The following is a 15,203-nucleotide window of genomic DNA, read 5'->3' on the forward strand; positions in this document are numbered from 1 at the left end:
TTTGATGTCATTAGTTGTTGGCAAAACAATATTAAAAATGTTGTCGGTCTCATTTGTGTCGCCCAATTACTTTCCCAATCTCAACTAGAAATTCTCCAAAAGAAAATATCAAAGTCATTATCGCCTTAGATAACGACGAAACAGGGCGAAAACGCAGTGAAGCCTTAGGTGAACAACTCAAAGAAGCAAATATTATATACGAAATCAGAAGGATTTTGCCTCCTTACGATCAAACTTGTAAAGATGTTGATGATTTATTACGTCAATACGGAAAAGAAGCTTACCAAAAATGTTTTTTAGATCCTTACCTCTCTTATGAAGAGGCCCAAAAGAAAATCATCGTCGATTTAGCTGTTCATTTCTTTGGTGAAGACAAAGTTGAAGTAATTAGTTAAATTATTTTTTTACACCAAAATATATAATATCTACACATATAAAAAAATTAACACACTCTCATAAAAAAATATATATACCCTAAATTTAACTATTTAGGGTTTTTATTTTTATAACAAAAAATCAAATAAAAAGGAGAAAAAAATGAAAAATGACACTAGTCAAGAAATTAGAATCGGGGGTTGGCGCACGAAAACCACCCCGAACGATTTAACCCAAATTAAAAACTTTTTAAAAATATTAAAAGAAGATTTAATCAATCTCGCCATTATTTCTCATTCTAAAAAGAAAAATACCTACCAAGAAGCCAATTACCGCCCCAAAAACCAAACTCTTTTTGTCGATCCTCAAATCTTAGAAGAAATGAAACAAACAAAAATAACCTTAATTAATGATAATTTCTCTTCTAGTAATAGTAAACTATTACTTTCAGATTTAACCCCGCTTAAAAGCCAAAATAACCCCCTTAAACACTTATTTAATATCTTCCAAATCAATTATAAAAATGAATTTAAAAATATCATCAAAGAATTAATTGGAAAAATTGATATCAATAAGTTAGAAACTTTACAGTTATATCAATTAGACCCTCAAAAACTAGATAAATACCATAAACCCATGAAAACTAACTATAAAAAAGGGTTAAACATCATCTATTATCGAAAAGAAGATTTAAAATACATTCAATCTTTTTTGACAAAAGATAAACAAGGTTATCGGGTGAAAAAGTTACGTCCTGATTATAAAAGATATTTAAAAAAAGAAAAATCATAAAATAATTAACTTTCTTTTTTAAATCATCATTTTATCATCATTCACTCATCTTTTTATCATCCTTCACTCATCTTTTTATCATACTTCACTCATCTTTTTATCATACTTCGCTCATCTTTTTATCATCATTTGTCTTTGAAAATAATCTATATAAAGATTAACTCATTGAAGGAGTGATATTTGATATTTTATATCGATAATGATAATGATACTCGATATTTGATATTATCGCATTATCATTTTTTATATCATTATTATTTATCGATATCATAAAAACCTCTTTTTTTAGGTAATTTTATTTTTTTAATTTATTGCAATCATTAAATCAACTTTAATTTTTAAATTAACTGCCTTCCCAAGTAATGAATATTATCTATGAAACAAAAAGATGCACGCGCTGAAGCGCTTATTTATCCAATAAAAAATCTTTTAGAGTTATAATAGTTGATATATTTAAAATAATTTATAAAGATAATTGGTATTAAGATGCAAAAATTAAAACAAAAAATTAAATTATTACAAAAAATGATTGAAAAAATTAAAAAAATTGATAAAAAGATTGTTTTTCATTTAGTCAACCAATTCAATCAAACTCTTAATTTAACCACCATTTTAAAAACAATTCAAATTAAAAGAAGTACTTATTATTATTGGTTAAAAATAAAAAATAAACTAAAAGAAAAAGAAGAAAAATATTTTTTACAACAAAAACGGATTAAAGCTTTATGTCTCCATTATCAATATTTTTACGGTCATCGAAAAATCACTGATTTATACCAAAAAACCTTTAATGAATTTATCACCAAGAAAAAAGTTTATCTCATCATGAAAAAAAACGACATTAGTTGTCGTTTAAGAATCAAAAAAAATTTTACTTACCGTAATTTAAAAAATAATCTCCAAATAATTCCTAATTTAATCAATCAAGATTTTATGGCCACCAAACCTCTTCAAAAACTATTTACTGACATCACTTATTTCAAAACTAATCAAGGTTTTCTCTATTTTTCTTGTATTATCGACTCTTTTAACAACCAAATAATTGCTTCACATGTTTCAAACCAACAAAATAAAGATTTAGTTTTAAATACTATTAAAAAACTTCCAAAAATTATTAATCCTTGTATCATTCACTCCGATCAAGGAAAAGTTTATCAATCGCTCAAAATTCAAAAAACTTTAACAAAAAAAGGTTTTTTAATCAGCATGTCAAGAAAAGCCACCCCTCGTGATAACGCGGTCATTGAGAACTTTTTCGGCCAAATGAAAACGATCTTACAACATCAAAATCCATTTTTATTTCAAAAATCTCCTAACAAAATGAAAAAATTAATCAATCAATTTCCTCAATTTTGGAATACTAAGTGGATTTTAAGCAAATTAAACTATTCAACTCCAACTCAATATTCTCAAAATCTAAGATAAATTTTTAGTTGATTTAATATAAAATAATATAACCTTGAAAAAGGTTACTTTAGTGCGCTTTTTTTACCTAAAAATAGTAAAATTTAAAAAAAATATCATTTTCTTTCATTTTGTTGACGAGTTTTTAACTTTTTTTACCTAACTAGATAGTGAAGGGTTAAAATATTTAAAAATATCTTTTGAAACTAAAGAATTATCAAAAAAAGTTTAGACACTTTTTTAAACGAAAAAATATTTCTTTAGTTTGAAAAGATAGGAAATTATCTATTAATTTTTAGTCTTAAAGAGTCATTTTAAAATAAAAAGTTGTATGAAAAAACGGAACAGCTCACACTTCCCCCATGATCTTTATAAGGTTTCATTTTCCCTATATAATACCAATTATTAAAAGGTTCTCTAATAAAAGGCGCTAAATCTTTGGGAACTTTATCTTTATATTGACAATTATCTAAACCGTTGAAACCAAAGAAAGTATATTTTCTTTCAATGATGGGTTCTGATATTTCACCGCTTACATTATTTAACATCCATTTGCCTTGAGAATTACAAAAAGGTTTATCTTCTTCAGTTAAAGCGTATTTAATTGATGTTATATCGTGACCGTATTCATTTTTTTTATAATAATATTCGGCTTTAGTTTCTATTTGGGGTTCAGGAATAGGTTTACTTTCTTTTTTTACTTCCGTTATATTATCTGTATACATGGTAAAAACCTGAAATGATATAATCATAACACTAAGAATCAAATAAGAAATAAGTTTCCTTTTAGGACTTGTTTTTGAGCTTTGATTTTGATTTAATTTTTTGTTATGACGAATGATTAAATAAGGTCCTAATACTAATAAGGCAAGAGTTTCAATAACTAGAATAATAATTTGAAAATTGGAAAACATAATATAATCTCCTTTTTAGAATAAATGTTTTATTATAAGAAATATTGTTTATTTTAACATAATATCTTATGAATAATTGTTTTTTTACTTAAAATGAATTCCTGATTCTTTCCCAATTACTAACAACTCCAATACCTAAACCTACAGCTCCTCCTACTAAAAAGTACCGACTCCTGGCATCATACTAGAACCTATAGTTACTCCAGACGCTATATTACCATATAAACTATATGATGTTTTGGCTATATCTACTCCTTTCTCCCAACGAGTTTTGTTTTGTTTTAAGGTTTGATTGTTTTCTTTGAATTCTTTTATTCTTTCTTCCAACGTCTTAAGGTTACTTTTCTACGCATTTTTTTAAAGAAAAATGTTAAATTGATAACAAAGATTATTTTCTTTCATTTTGTTGACTACTTTTTCACTTTTTTTACCTAACTAGATAGTGTAAGGATAAAATATTAAAAAAAAATATCTTTTGAAACGAAAGAATTATGAAAAAAGTTTAGACACTTTTTTGAATGAAAACAACATTTTTTTAGTTTGAAAAGATAGTAAATTATCTATTAATTTTTAGTCTTAAAGAACAATTTTAAAATAAAAAGTTGTATGAAAAAACGGAACAGTTCAATTCGAAACAACTTCAACTAAAATTACTCAATTAACATAATGAATAATCTAAGACCGAAAATTCTTTGGTCTTTTTTTATTTAGAAAGGAATAAAAATAAAAAAACAAAATATAAGAAAAAGAATAAAACACCTATTACAACAAAAAAATCGAAGTTTTATTTTTACACTATTAATATTTTTTCGGTCATTACAAAATTATTGTTTTATACTCAAAAACTTTTAATGAATTAATTACAAAAAGAAAAAATTTTCACTATTATGAAAGAAAATGGAATTTTTTGTCATTTAAGAATCAAAAAAATAAATATTAATTATGATAATTATGATAACTTAATTAATTTTAATAATTTAAATTAATCAAAATTTTATATCAATTTAATCCCTTCAAAAACTATTTAATAATATTGCTTATTTCAAAACTTTTTAAGGATTTTTATATTTATCTTGTATTATCAATTCTTTTAATAAACAAATTATCGTTTGGTATATCTCTGTATAAACAAAATAAAGAATTAGTTTTAAAAATAATCTACAAAATTAACAATAATTACTGGAACATGTATTTTTAATTCTGATCAAGGTGCTGTTTATCAATCCTTAAATATCAAAACAAATTAAATAAAAGAGGGTTTTTAGTTAGTATGATAAAATTTATTTTTGCAATAATGTCTTAATTTAAAATCTGTTTTGACAAATGAAAAATATTTTATATTATCTTTATCCCTTTTTATTTTAAAAATTAATCTTTAAAATCAAAAAAATCATTAATTAATTTTTTATATAATTTTATAAAAATCATTTTTAGTATTTAATAAGAATAAATTTAAAATTAATCTTATTTTTAATAAATTAATTAAAAAAAATTATTTATTTTTTTTAATGCATCTATTAAAATGTCAATATCTTCAGAATTATTATAAATTCCTACAGAAATTCTAATTGTACTTGTTTGATTTATTTTTTTAATAGCTAAATCTGCACAATGTTTTCCTGTTCGAACATAAATATTTTTGGCTATTAAAAATTCTTCTACATCATGAGGATGAATATTTCCTAAATTAAAATTAATTATATGATCGGCGTTTGGATTAAAAATTTTAATTTGGGGTATTTTTTTTAATCGAAAATTTATTTGTTCAATTATATGTTTATTATGTTTTTGAATTGTTTTTAATCCTATTTTTTTGATAAATTCTAAACTTTTTTGAAAAGCGATAATACTACTTATATTCGGAGTTCCTGCTTCATAACTATATGGCAAATTTTGAATATTAAAATTTTGATGATTAACATCTTTAACACTACCTCCACCTATAAAAAAAGGTTTATACTTTTCTAAAAGATTCTTTTTTCCGAAAAGAATTCCTAAACCAAAAGGACCATACATTTTATGAGCTGAAAAAGCCATAAAATCTACATCTAAATCTTGGACATCTATTTTTTTAAAACTTACAGATTGAGTAGCATCTAAAATAATTAGAGCTTTTGTTTTTCGAACTTCTTTAATAATTTCTTTGATAGGAGTTTCGTAACCAAAAGTATTAGAAATATGATGTAAAGCTACAATTTTAGTTTTCGAAGATAAAACTTTTTTAAAATTTCTGCAAGTGATTTTATTTTCTTCATTCAATGGAATAAATACTAATTTAGCTTTTTTTTGATTAGCAATTTTCATCCAAGGCAATATAGAAGAATTATGTTCTAATTCAGAAGTAATAATTTCACTACCAATTTTAATATCTTGACTTAAAATATGAGCTAATATATTTAAAGATTCAGTAGTTCCTTTAGTAAAAATAATTTCTTCTGTATAACTAGTATTAATAAAATGAGCTGTTTGTTTTCTAGTTTCATGAATTAATTGTTCAACTTGTAGAGAAAGAGGACCAAAAGATTTATAACTTAAACCGTTATAATTATAAAAATTATAAATAGCGTCTATAACTTCTTTTGGTTTTAAAGAAGTTGCGGCAGAATCGAAATAAATAAATTTGTTTTTATGATTTTTAAAAATTGGAAAATATAAACGATAATTATTATTTTTCATATTAAATTTTCAAATTATCAAGATTTAATTTATTTTTTCGAAAAAAAACTAAAAAATATTTAAAATAAAAAATAAATTTTAAATATTTTTTGTTTTTATGAGAATTATTATAATGATTAATAATATTGTTAAAATTATATGAATACATTTAATATATTTCCTTTTTTATTATTTTATGTTATTTATTTTAATTTTTTTATATTATTTTATTACTTATTTTTATTATAATTTATTGTCTATCGTTTAATAATAAAAATATATTATTATTTAAATTATATTTAAAATTTAAATAATAATAATTAAAATGTTTAAATTTAATTTATGTAATTATTTTATTTAGATTGAAAATTTATAATAATATCTGATTTAAAAAATATTTATATTGTTTTTTATAATTAATTAATAATATTTTTTTTAATTTTATTCTTTTTTATTTTTTTGAATTAATTTAAACTTAATCATTATTTTTTTTAATTTCATTTTTATAATTTATTCGAAATAAAAAATAGTTATTTTTAATTTTTTTTTATACTTTTTAATAATGTTTAAAGGTGTAGGGTAATTAAATATATTATTATATAATTTTCATTCTCCTTTATAGATTTTAGCATAATTAGTTTTAATTATTTTTATCTTATGTTTTTTTTCTTCTAAAATATTTTCAGTCTTACCGAAAAGTTTTTGATTTTTTAAGATTATAATTGTCTTCTTTTTATAAAATTATTTTTAGTTAAAAATTGATTAATATTTAAATTTTTAAACTATATACATAAATTTAATTTTAATAATTTACAAAAATAAAATCCAGTTAATAAATAACTGGATTTTATTTTTGTAAATTAAATTTTTCAATATTAAAAATATTATGTTAAATTTTTTTTTAAAAATTTAAATTTGATAAAAAAATTTAACTTATACAACTTTAATATCTTTTATATTTATTTATAAAAAATAGTTTTAAACACGATTTTAAATAGAATTTAAATATTTTTACTCAAGTTTTTATAAAAAAATTCATTAAATGATCGAATTAATTAATAAATTTATTTTTGTAATTGTCTTCAAAACCCTTAAAAATCTTTATATAAAATTCAAAAGGGTTTTAAAGGGTGTTTAATCTTTGATAACAAATATATAATTTATTATCAAAGAGAAAAAGAAAAAATCTTCTTTTCTTCTTTCATAATAATTAAATATTATGTTAATTATTAATTATTTAAATATAAACTAAACATAAAATGTAAATATAAAAATTACTAAATTAACAAATATTTAAAATTATTTAAAATAAAAAAATAAAATAAATTATATTTCTATATTTAAATATTTTAATAATATTAAAAAAAGTTTTTAATAATTCAAAAAACTTTTTTTTAATATTATAAACAAAAAATATATTTTTTTACAAAAAAAATTTTTATTTAATAAATTTTTATATTTTTAAATTTCTTTAATTTACAAAAAAATTTTTATTTAATAAATTTCATATTTTTAAATTTCTTCAAAAGAAATAGGTTTTAAATTAACATGAGGATATGTATCAAACATTCTTGAAACAGGACATTTTTGATGAGTTAAATCTATAAGTTCTTTAATCTCTGCTATAGATAAATTCTGAATGCCACAAAATAAATCAATTTTAAAATAAAACCCTTTTTCGTCTTTTAAAGTGTTGCATAAAATTTTTACTTTAATTTCTCCTGCGACATCTTTTTTTCTAATAAATGTAATAGCCTTAATTGTCTTATAAAAACAATAAATTAAAGATAAAGATAATAGTTCATTCGGTTGGCTGTAGTCTTCTTCACTATTCATTAAAGCAGAAACTAACTTAGTTTTTAAATCATTTTTTATAATACCTAAATCTTTAAATTTTTCTTCATAATAAGCTATAATTTTTAGTTCATTCACTTTTTAAAATCCTTATTTTGATTTTTAAAAATTAAAAAAAATATTTAATTTTTTTATAAATAGATTTTTTTTAAATAAAAATCATTTGAAATTAAATCAAAGACTTTTATGTTTAAACGACAAATAAATTGATTTTTATTAACTTCGTTATCCTTAATTTTTAAAACTATATTTAGACTTATAAATTTTTTAGTAATAGCATGATTTTTAGTTAAGGTGAATTCTTTTGTTTTGTTTTCTGTTAAAATAGATTTTAAAAGATTTTTTTCTAATTTACCACATTTTAATAAATATTTTTTAATTTTATTTTTTTCATTAAATTCATAAAAAATATTCATAATCATTAAAATAGATATAATAAAAATAATAAAAAATATTATACAAATAGAACTCATAAATATTTCCTCGCTTACTTATTATTTTTCATATTGTTCATAATCTGTTTAACTTGTTTTTGGCTAGGATTTCTTCCCATTTGTTTAAACATTTCTTTAATTTGTCTTTCTGTAATAGGAGGATTTTTTTGTAAATATTTTTTAAACCAAAAAAACATCAATATAGCCCCTATTATAATACCTAAAACTAATGCTAATAAACCAGTTATAATCGAAGACATAATAATAAATATTAACCTTTCTTTATTTCAAATATTATTTTTTTAAAAAAAATAAAAATAATCTACTCATTATTATAATATAATGAAAAAAATAAATAATAATTAAAATTAACAAAAAGAATTTTTGCGATAATAATATAATTTTTTAGTTCCATATTTTTTTTCTTTGAATAAAATAAAATTATCTTGTCGTGAAGGCAATAAAGTTTTATAATGAGTTTCGAAAATAATTAAACTTTTATTATTAGTAATTTTTTCTAAATACGAAAATAAAAGTAAATATGAATTAAAAAAATAAGGAGGATCTAAAATAATTAGATCAAAAATTAAATTTTCTTTATTAAATTTTTTCAACATTTGAAAAGCATTATTATAAAATAATTTAATTTGTTCTTTTTGCAAATTTAATTTTTTTATATTTTTTTTAATAATTTTAAAAGCTGGTAAAAAATTATCCACTAAATAAACTTGTTTAGCATTTCTACTTAAAGCTTCGAAGCCATAAGCACCTGATCCAGCAAATAAATCTAAAACAATATTTTCGTTAATAAACTCTCTTATAGTATCGAATAAAGATTTTCTCAATGCATGTGAAGTGCTTCTTGTTTTTGTAGAAGAAACAGAATTAATTTTACAACCTTTATATTTTCCAGAAATAATATATAACATACTTTATTATTCTTTATTAATTAATTTTTTTATTTTATTCTTGAAAAAATCAAAAACTTTTAATTGTTGAGGGAAAATTGTAAAATTATTTTCTTTATAATATGAAAAAGTTAATTTTAAAAAATAATAAATAGTTTTATTTAAATTTTCTAAAGATAACTTTCGTAAATAATCAACATTCGGATAATCTCTATTATTTTCTATTTTGTCGCTAATAAAAACTATTTTATCTAATTTACTCATTTTGATAGATCCCCAAACATGTTTTTGAATAGCGTTTAAAATTTGTATATCTTTTATATTAAATTCTTTTTTAACAACAATAGCTGCGCTAAAAGCATGATAAATAAAAGGAGCTTGTTTATACTTATTAATTTTCGTTTTATTTAATAATGATAAATGAAATTCTAATGGTTCATTTTTAGTATAATCATGTAATAAAGAAGCAATTTGTGCTTTCTCAATATCAACTTTATAAAAACGAGCTAATTGAACTGCTTTTCTGCAAACACTTAAAATATGATTAAATCTTTTGTCATCATTTTTAAATTTTTCTTTTAATTTTTTTAAAATTTGTTTTATTAATTGATTCATGATAATTAATTTTTATGATTTAATAAAATTCTGAAATTTTTTTTGATATTCTTGTAAATTAATTTTTTTTATCTTTTTAATAAAAGGTTTTTCTATTAAAAAACGAATTAATTTAGTTATAAAAGATTCATATTTTCTATTTAAAGGTTTTACTAAAACAGAAATAATATTCATCTTGTTAGCTCCTGCGATATCAGTTCTTAATTGATCACCTATCATCATAATTTCCTCGGAACGAAAATTGAATAATTTTAATGCTTTTTTAAAACCCCATATAGAAGGTTTTTTGTGATAAATATTTAAATATATATAATCTAAATTATTTTTTTTCGCTATATAATGAACTTTTTTAAATGAAGCATTTGAAATAATTACAATTTTAAAACGTTTATTTAATCTTTTTAATAATTTTCGAATATTTAAATTTAATTTATTTTCTTGAGGACTTAATAAAGTATTATCTAAATCAAAAAACAATACTTTAATTTTATCTTTAGAAAAAAAATTATCATAAGGAATATCAAAAACAGATTCATAATAAAAACGAGGTAAATATTTATGTTTAGTTATCATTTTATTTAACCTTTAAAATATTTACTTTAAAACTTTTTCCTAGTTCTGTTTTAACTAAAACTTGGTCTCCTTCTTGATAACCTTGAATACTTTGGCCTATCGGAGATTCGATAGAAATTTTATTCTTAAAAGGATTAACTTCTAAAACACCTACTAAATGTAAAGTTTTTTCTGTCATGCTATCTAAAAATTGTAATGTAACTGTTTTACCAATATTAATTTCTTTATTTGTACTATAAGTATTAATAATTTTAACATTTTTTAAAATATTTTGAATTTCTAAAATACGAGATTCTATAAAAGCTTGTTCATCACGAGCTGCGTTATAATCAGCGTTTTCGCTTAAATCACCTTGTTCTCTAGCTTCTTTAAGAGATTCTAAATTTTCATGTCTTTTAACATTTATAAGATGTTCTAATTCTGCTTTTAATTCATCTACTCCTGATTGTGTTAATTCATAATTTTTTTTATTTTTATTCATTTTATTTGTTTCCTTATTGAATTTTTTATAATATTTTTTTACGTGAAATACTAATGCCATCTCCTATATTTAAAAAAGTTGTTTCAAAAAAATAATTATTCTTTAAAAAAAATTTAAAATAATTCATTTTTTGAATTAAACGTTTAGTACTTCTCGAAAGTTTAGGATTATTAATATCTAAATTATGAAAATTTAAATTATCACATATAATAAATTTATTTTTATTTAAAAAAATATTATATTTTTCAAATAATTTTTGATATTGAACTTTAGCAGCATCAATAAAAATTAAATCATATTTTTTATTAGGTTGATAAAAAAGAGCTTCTGACCAAATAAATTCGATATTAAATTTTTTTTCATGAAAAAAATCTAAAGCTATTTTATATTTATTATAATCTCTTTCTATGGTTTGGATATTATTTTGGTAATTATTCATAGCGAGAGCGCTATAACCAATAGCAGTTCCTATTTCTAAAATATTAATTAAATTATTTTTTTTAATTATATCTTGTAAAAATATAAGAGTTTCATCATGAATAATAGGAATATTATTTTCTAAAGCATATGTTTTAATATTTTTCAAAAATTTTTCTTTTTCATTTTTCATAATATAAAAATCTTCTAACTATTATTTAGCAACTTATTATTATGATAATTTAAAAAATTTTGTAAAATGATACCTGCTGATATTTTATCCTTTAAGTTTTTTATTTTTTTCTTATTATGATTATTTAAACGACATATTTGATATGATTGCTGAGTAGATAAACGTTCATCCCATAAAATGACTTCTACAGAAGAGAAATTTTTTTTAATTCTTTTAGAAAAATCAATGCTAATTTGAGCTTTAATTCCTACATCATTATTCATATGTTTTGGATAACCTAAAATTATTGTGGTAACTTTAAAATTTTCAATAATTGTTTTTAAAGGTTCAATTAATTCTTGATATTGATTATTACGAAAAAAAATTGTTTTTAAATTATTAACAATAATACCAGATTCAGATATAGAAATACCCAAGGTTTTTTCTCCTAAATCTAAACCTAAAAAAACATTTTCTTTTGTCATAAAAATACTTTCCAATTATTTTCAAATTCAATAAATCTATTTACTTCATAAATAGTTAATTGCCCAAAATTTTTATTTCCTCCACCTTTACCATTCATTTTTTTAACAACTTTTTGAATAAAATTATCAACATTAATTATTTTACTTTTGCATAAAATAAAAACTTGATCTAATTTTTTTTTACATAAGCATAAAAAATCTACTTTTAATATGTTAAATAGATGATCTAATAATACTTTTAATTCATTATTTGTTAGTTCATCATGATAGTTATCAACAACAATCATTAAATAAGGCTCGATTTTGTCAGGAATAAATTTTTTATATTTTTTTATAATTTGTTCATTTCTTTTTTTTAAAATTTGTTTTTTAAATTCACTGAATTCTTTTCTTACAACTTGTAAATAATTTTTATAATTTTGAATATAAGCATAACTGTCTTTATAATTTTTTTGAATAGCAATTTTTTTTATTTTTGATAAAAATTCTTCTAAATAAATATCTTTATGTATTTCTTCTATTTTAGAAAAAATTTTTTTTTCTTCTAAGATAAAAGGTTCTATTTTTTTATTTAAAGTATAAAAAACATTAGAATCAGTAACTGCTTCTATTCTATAAATTCCAGATCCAATGATTTTATAATTGACAATAGCAAATTTTTTTAAATCACTTGTGTTATTCGCATGCGTTCCACCACATAGTTGAATTGAAAAATCACCAATTTTAACTATTCGGGCTTTATCTTGATAATTGGTATTTTCTAAAAATTGAATTTTTCTTTTTTTAGCCTCTAATAAAGATGTTTCTTCGATAATAACTGGATGTTTTTGATGAATCCATTCATTAACTTTGTTTTCTATTTTTATTAAATTTTCAAAAGATAAATTTTGAAAATGATTAAAATCAAATCTCAAATAATTAGAATTTAAGCTAGAACCTCTTTGTTTAACATGTTCTCCTAAAATTAATTTTAAAGAATCATATAAAAGATGAGTAGCTGTATGATTATAAGAAGTTTTTTTTCTTTGTAAGGTATCAATAGAAGCTGTAACTTCTTTTCCTTCGGTGAAAAAATTTATTAATGGAGTAATTGAACGATCTAATTGATGAATAATTTGTTGATTTGGTAATTTAGTAACCTTAACTACTTCTAAATCATCAATTATTCCTATATCATAAATTTGACCGCCCATTTCAGGATAAAAAGGTGTTTCTTTTAAAACAATACCTTCATCAAAAACTTTTAAAACTTTTGTTTTAATCGAAAATTTATTGTAACCTACAAATTCATTTTTTTCATTAAATTTTAAAAAAAGATCATTTTGTTTATTCATACTATATTTATTATTTTGGGCGCCACGAGATAATTTTTTTTGTTCTTCTAAATAAATTTGGAATTTTTGTTCATCTATATGAATATTATTTTGCTTCGCATATTCATATATAATATCCGTAGGCAAACCATAAGTATCATAAAGTTTAAAAAAATTCTCTCCTGAAAGAATATTATTTTGAACTAATTGGAAAAATAATTTTTGACCTTTATTTAAATTAAATACAAATTTTTCTTCTTCTTTTTTAATAATATTTTCAATAATTTCTTTTTTATCAATTAAATAAGGATAAAATTCTTTCATTATATCAATAACAACAGAAACTAATTTAAATAAAAAAGGTTTTTGAAAACCTAATGTTTTTCCTTTAGTAAAACCTCTTCTTAAAAGTTTTTTTAAAATATATCCTCGACCTTCATTAGCAAATAAAACTCCATCCCCAATTCCAAAAACTAAAGTTTTGATATGGTCAGCGATAATTCGAAAAGTTTTTTTTTTTTTTGAATATTTAACTTTAATTAAAAAACTAATTTTTTGAATAATAGGAAAAAAAAGATCTGTTTCAAAACTAGTTTTTTTGTTTTGAAAAATACAAGCTAAACGTTCCAATCCTGCACCAGTATCGATATTTTTGCTTGGTAATTCAAGATATTCTTCTCTATTTTTCCCAGATTCACTATTATATTCTGAAAAAACTATATTCCAAATTTCTAAAAATCGATCATTAGAAATATCTTCGTAAAGTAATTCTAAATCTCTTCGGTCATACTCAACTCCACGATCAAAAAAAATCTCAGTACAAGGACCACAAGGTCCTTCACTTATTTCCCAAAAATTATCTTTTAAAGGAATTAAATGATCTGAATCGATTCCCTTTTTTAACCATAAATCATATGTAGCTTGATCTTGATAAAAATAAGTAATATATAAACGATCCTTCGGAAAAGCAAACCACTTATTAGATATCAATAATTCGTAAGCCAAATCTATCGCTTCTTTTTTAAAATAATTACTTATCGAAAAATTACCTAACATTTCAAAAAAAGTATGATGAATAGAATTTTTGCCTACATTTTCAATATCATTTGTTCTTAAACATTTTTGAATACTAACTATTTTAGGATAAAAAGCTTTTTCAGAACCATCGAAATATTTTTTAAAAGGAACTACTCCCGCATTAACCCATAATAAACTAGGATCTGAAAATTCAGGAATTAAAGAAGATGAATTTTCTAAATGATGCCCTTTTTCAACAAAAAAATCTAACCACATTTTTCTAATTTCATTGGTAGTCATTTTTTTCATTTCATAATTTCCTTTATATAATGTTTTTTTCAATAAAAAAATATATCTTTATTCTACTTCTTTTTGTTTCTTTTTATTTTTAATTAAAATAAATTCGCCTTTATAATGAGAGCTATTCGCAGTTAAACGATGTGATAAAGTAAAATTCTTAGTATCAGGGCAAATAATTAAGTTAGGTTTATTTAATTTTTTATGTGTACGTCTTTTTCTTTTTGCAGTTTTACCTGTTCTTCTAAAAGGGACAGCCATGTTTTTATATCTCCTATTTTTTTATTATCAAATAAAAATTTTTCGCAAAATATTAACAAAATATTTATTTGATAATAAAAGATCTTTTTTAAATTTTCCTATTCAATATTAAAAAATAAATAATTTTATATTAAAATTAAAATAATGGCGTTTGAGAAGGGATTCGAACCCCTGACCGACGGCTTAGAAGGCCGTTGCTCTATCCAGCTGAGCTACTCAAACTTTTTATGAAATCA

At 20.8% G+C, this 15,203-nt stretch carries 17 protein-coding genes and 1 tRNA gene; 3 read left to right on the top strand and 15 right to left on the bottom strand.

The features are described from left to right. The first annotated feature begins 53 nt into the window (after nucleotides 1-53). The 3 genes from RS022_RS00500 to RS022_RS00510 all read left to right on the top strand — a co-directional run bounded on the left by RS022_RS00500 (nucleotide 54) and on the right by RS022_RS00510 (nucleotide 2,592). Complete coding sequence (locus tag RS022_RS00500) at nucleotides 54-395, top strand: toprim domain-containing protein (protein WP_268849963.1); 342 nt, start codon at nucleotides 54-56, stop codon at nucleotides 393-395. Between the two features lie 142 nt (nucleotides 396-537). Further along, on the top strand, nucleotides 538-1,167 hold the full coding sequence (locus tag RS022_RS00505; protein ID WP_268849964.1) for a phase variable surface lipoprotein: 630 nt from the start codon (nucleotides 538-540) through the stop codon (nucleotides 1,165-1,167). A gap of 486 nt (nucleotides 1,168-1,653) precedes the next feature. Continuing rightward, a complete protein-coding gene (locus RS022_RS00510) occupies nucleotides 1,654-2,592 on the top strand; it encodes an IS3 family transposase (RefSeq protein WP_268849965.1) in 939 nt (312 codons plus the stop codon). A 293-nt stretch (nucleotides 2,593-2,885) separates the two neighbouring features. Here the strand turns inward: RS022_RS00510 and RS022_RS00515 are convergent, their stop codons facing one another. The 15 genes from RS022_RS00515 to RS022_RS00585 all read right to left on the bottom strand — a co-directional run bounded on the left by RS022_RS00515 (nucleotide 2,886) and on the right by RS022_RS00585 (nucleotide 15,189). Continuing rightward, the gene (locus tag RS022_RS00515; protein ID WP_268849966.1) at nucleotides 2,886-3,485 is read right to left on the bottom strand and encodes a hypothetical protein; all 600 of its coding nucleotides are present in this window, start codon (nucleotides 3,483-3,485) and stop codon (nucleotides 2,886-2,888) included. Nucleotides 3,486-3,641: 156 nt separating this feature from the next. Next, entirely contained in the window at nucleotides 3,642-3,812 is a 171-nt protein-coding gene (locus RS022_RS00520; protein ID WP_268849967.1) for a hypothetical protein, read from the bottom strand. Between the two features lie 1,155 nt (nucleotides 3,813-4,967). After that, nucleotides 4,968-6,161 (bottom strand): aminotransferase class V-fold PLP-dependent enzyme, encoded by a 1,194-nt coding sequence (locus RS022_RS00525; protein WP_268849968.1) that lies wholly within the window; start codon nucleotides 6,159-6,161, stop codon nucleotides 4,968-4,970. A 1,491-nt stretch (nucleotides 6,162-7,652) separates the two neighbouring features. Next, complete coding sequence (locus RS022_RS00530; protein WP_268849969.1) at nucleotides 7,653-8,072, bottom strand: OsmC family protein; 420 nt, start codon at nucleotides 8,070-8,072, stop codon at nucleotides 7,653-7,655. Between the two features lie 53 nt (nucleotides 8,073-8,125). Continuing rightward, nucleotides 8,126-8,467, bottom strand: coding sequence for a hypothetical protein (locus RS022_RS00535; protein WP_268849970.1), 342 nt, complete (start codon nucleotides 8,465-8,467; stop codon nucleotides 8,126-8,128). Nucleotides 8,468-8,481: 14 nt separating this feature from the next. Then, the gene (locus tag RS022_RS00540) at nucleotides 8,482-8,688 is read right to left on the bottom strand and encodes a YneF family protein (protein ID WP_268849971.1); all 207 of its coding nucleotides are present in this window, start codon (nucleotides 8,686-8,688) and stop codon (nucleotides 8,482-8,484) included. Nucleotides 8,689-8,796: 108 nt separating this feature from the next. Then, entirely contained in the window at nucleotides 8,797-9,357 is a 561-nt protein-coding gene (gene rsmD, locus RS022_RS00545) for a 16S rRNA (guanine(966)-N(2))-methyltransferase RsmD (RefSeq protein ID WP_268849972.1), read from the bottom strand. Nucleotides 9,358-9,363: 6 nt separating this feature from the next. After that, the gene (yqeK, locus tag RS022_RS00550; RefSeq protein WP_268849973.1) at nucleotides 9,364-9,951 is read right to left on the bottom strand and encodes a bis(5'-nucleosyl)-tetraphosphatase (symmetrical) YqeK; all 588 of its coding nucleotides are present in this window, start codon (nucleotides 9,949-9,951) and stop codon (nucleotides 9,364-9,366) included. A gap of 12 nt (nucleotides 9,952-9,963) precedes the next feature. Then, nucleotides 9,964-10,524, bottom strand: a complete 561-nt coding sequence (locus tag RS022_RS00555; RefSeq protein WP_268849974.1) for a YqeG family HAD IIIA-type phosphatase — start codon at nucleotides 10,522-10,524, stop codon at nucleotides 9,964-9,966. Between the two features lies 1 nt (nucleotide 10,525). Continuing rightward, complete coding sequence (gene greA / locus RS022_RS00560) at nucleotides 10,526-11,005, bottom strand: transcription elongation factor GreA (protein ID WP_268849975.1); 480 nt, start codon at nucleotides 11,003-11,005, stop codon at nucleotides 10,526-10,528. A 25-nt stretch (nucleotides 11,006-11,030) separates the two neighbouring features. Continuing rightward, the gene (locus RS022_RS00565; protein WP_268849976.1) at nucleotides 11,031-11,615 is read right to left on the bottom strand and encodes an O-methyltransferase; all 585 of its coding nucleotides are present in this window, start codon (nucleotides 11,613-11,615) and stop codon (nucleotides 11,031-11,033) included. 14 nt (nucleotides 11,616-11,629) lie between these two features. Further along, entirely contained in the window at nucleotides 11,630-12,085 is a 456-nt protein-coding gene (gene ruvX / locus RS022_RS00570) for a Holliday junction resolvase RuvX (RefSeq protein ID WP_420885781.1), read from the bottom strand. Next, nucleotides 12,076-14,709, bottom strand: coding sequence for an alanine--tRNA ligase (alaS, locus tag RS022_RS00575; RefSeq protein ID WP_478210013.1), 2,634 nt, complete (start codon nucleotides 14,707-14,709; stop codon nucleotides 12,076-12,078). The genes ruvX and alaS overlap by 10 nt, the downstream gene beginning before the upstream one ends. Nucleotides 14,710-14,766: 57 nt before the next feature. Beyond that, the gene (gene rpmF / locus RS022_RS00580) at nucleotides 14,767-14,967 is read right to left on the bottom strand and encodes a 50S ribosomal protein L32 (protein WP_268849979.1); all 201 of its coding nucleotides are present in this window, start codon (nucleotides 14,965-14,967) and stop codon (nucleotides 14,767-14,769) included. A 145-nt stretch (nucleotides 14,968-15,112) separates the two neighbouring features. After that, nucleotides 15,113-15,189 (bottom strand) — tRNA-Arg (locus tag RS022_RS00585). Nucleotides 15,190-15,203: the final 14 nt, after the last annotated feature.

The sequence above is a fragment of the Candidatus Phytoplasma rubi genome (assembly GCF_026821955.1).
GTDB lineage: Bacteria > Bacillota_I > Bacilli_A > Acholeplasmatales > Acholeplasmataceae > Phytoplasma > Phytoplasma vitis.

Bases quoted from the DNA above. Each gene is read 5' to 3' on its own strand.
- RS022_RS00505 (WP_268849964.1), top strand. From the start codon at position 538: ATGAAAAATGACACTAGTCAAGAAATTAGAATCGGGGGTTGGCGCACG.
- RS022_RS00510 (WP_268849965.1), top strand. From the start codon at position 1,654: ATGCAAAAATTAAAACAAAAAATTAAATTATTACAAAAAATGATTGAA.
- RS022_RS00515 (WP_268849966.1), bottom strand. From the start codon at position 3,485: ATGTTTTCCAATTTTCAAATTATTATTCTAGTTATTGAAACTCTTGCC.
- RS022_RS00525 (WP_268849968.1), bottom strand. From the start codon at position 6,161: ATGAAAAATAATAATTATCGTTTATATTTTCCAATTTTTAAAAATCAT.
- RS022_RS00535 (WP_268849970.1), bottom strand. From the start codon at position 8,467: ATGAGTTCTATTTGTATAATATTTTTTATTATTTTTATTATATCTATT.
- RS022_RS00540 (WP_268849971.1), bottom strand. From the start codon at position 8,688: ATGTCTTCGATTATAACTGGTTTATTAGCATTAGTTTTAGGTATTATA.
- rsmD (WP_268849972.1), bottom strand. From the start codon at position 9,357: ATGTTATATATTATTTCTGGAAAATATAAAGGTTGTAAAATTAATTCT.
- yqeK (WP_268849973.1), bottom strand. From the start codon at position 9,951: ATGAATCAATTAATAAAACAAATTTTAAAAAAATTAAAAGAAAAATTT.
- RS022_RS00555 (WP_268849974.1), bottom strand. From the start codon at position 10,524: ATGATAACTAAACATAAATATTTACCTCGTTTTTATTATGAATCTGTT.
- greA (WP_268849975.1), bottom strand. From the start codon at position 11,005: ATGAATAAAAATAAAAAAAATTATGAATTAACACAATCAGGAGTAGAT.
- RS022_RS00565 (WP_268849976.1), bottom strand. From the start codon at position 11,615: ATGAAAAATGAAAAAGAAAAATTTTTGAAAAATATTAAAACATATGCT.
- alaS (WP_478210013.1), bottom strand. From the start codon at position 14,709: ATGACTACCAATGAAATTAGAAAAATGTGGTTAGATTTTTTTGTTGAA.
- rpmF (WP_268849979.1), bottom strand. From the start codon at position 14,967: ATGGCTGTCCCTTTTAGAAGAACAGGTAAAACTGCAAAAAGAAAAAGA.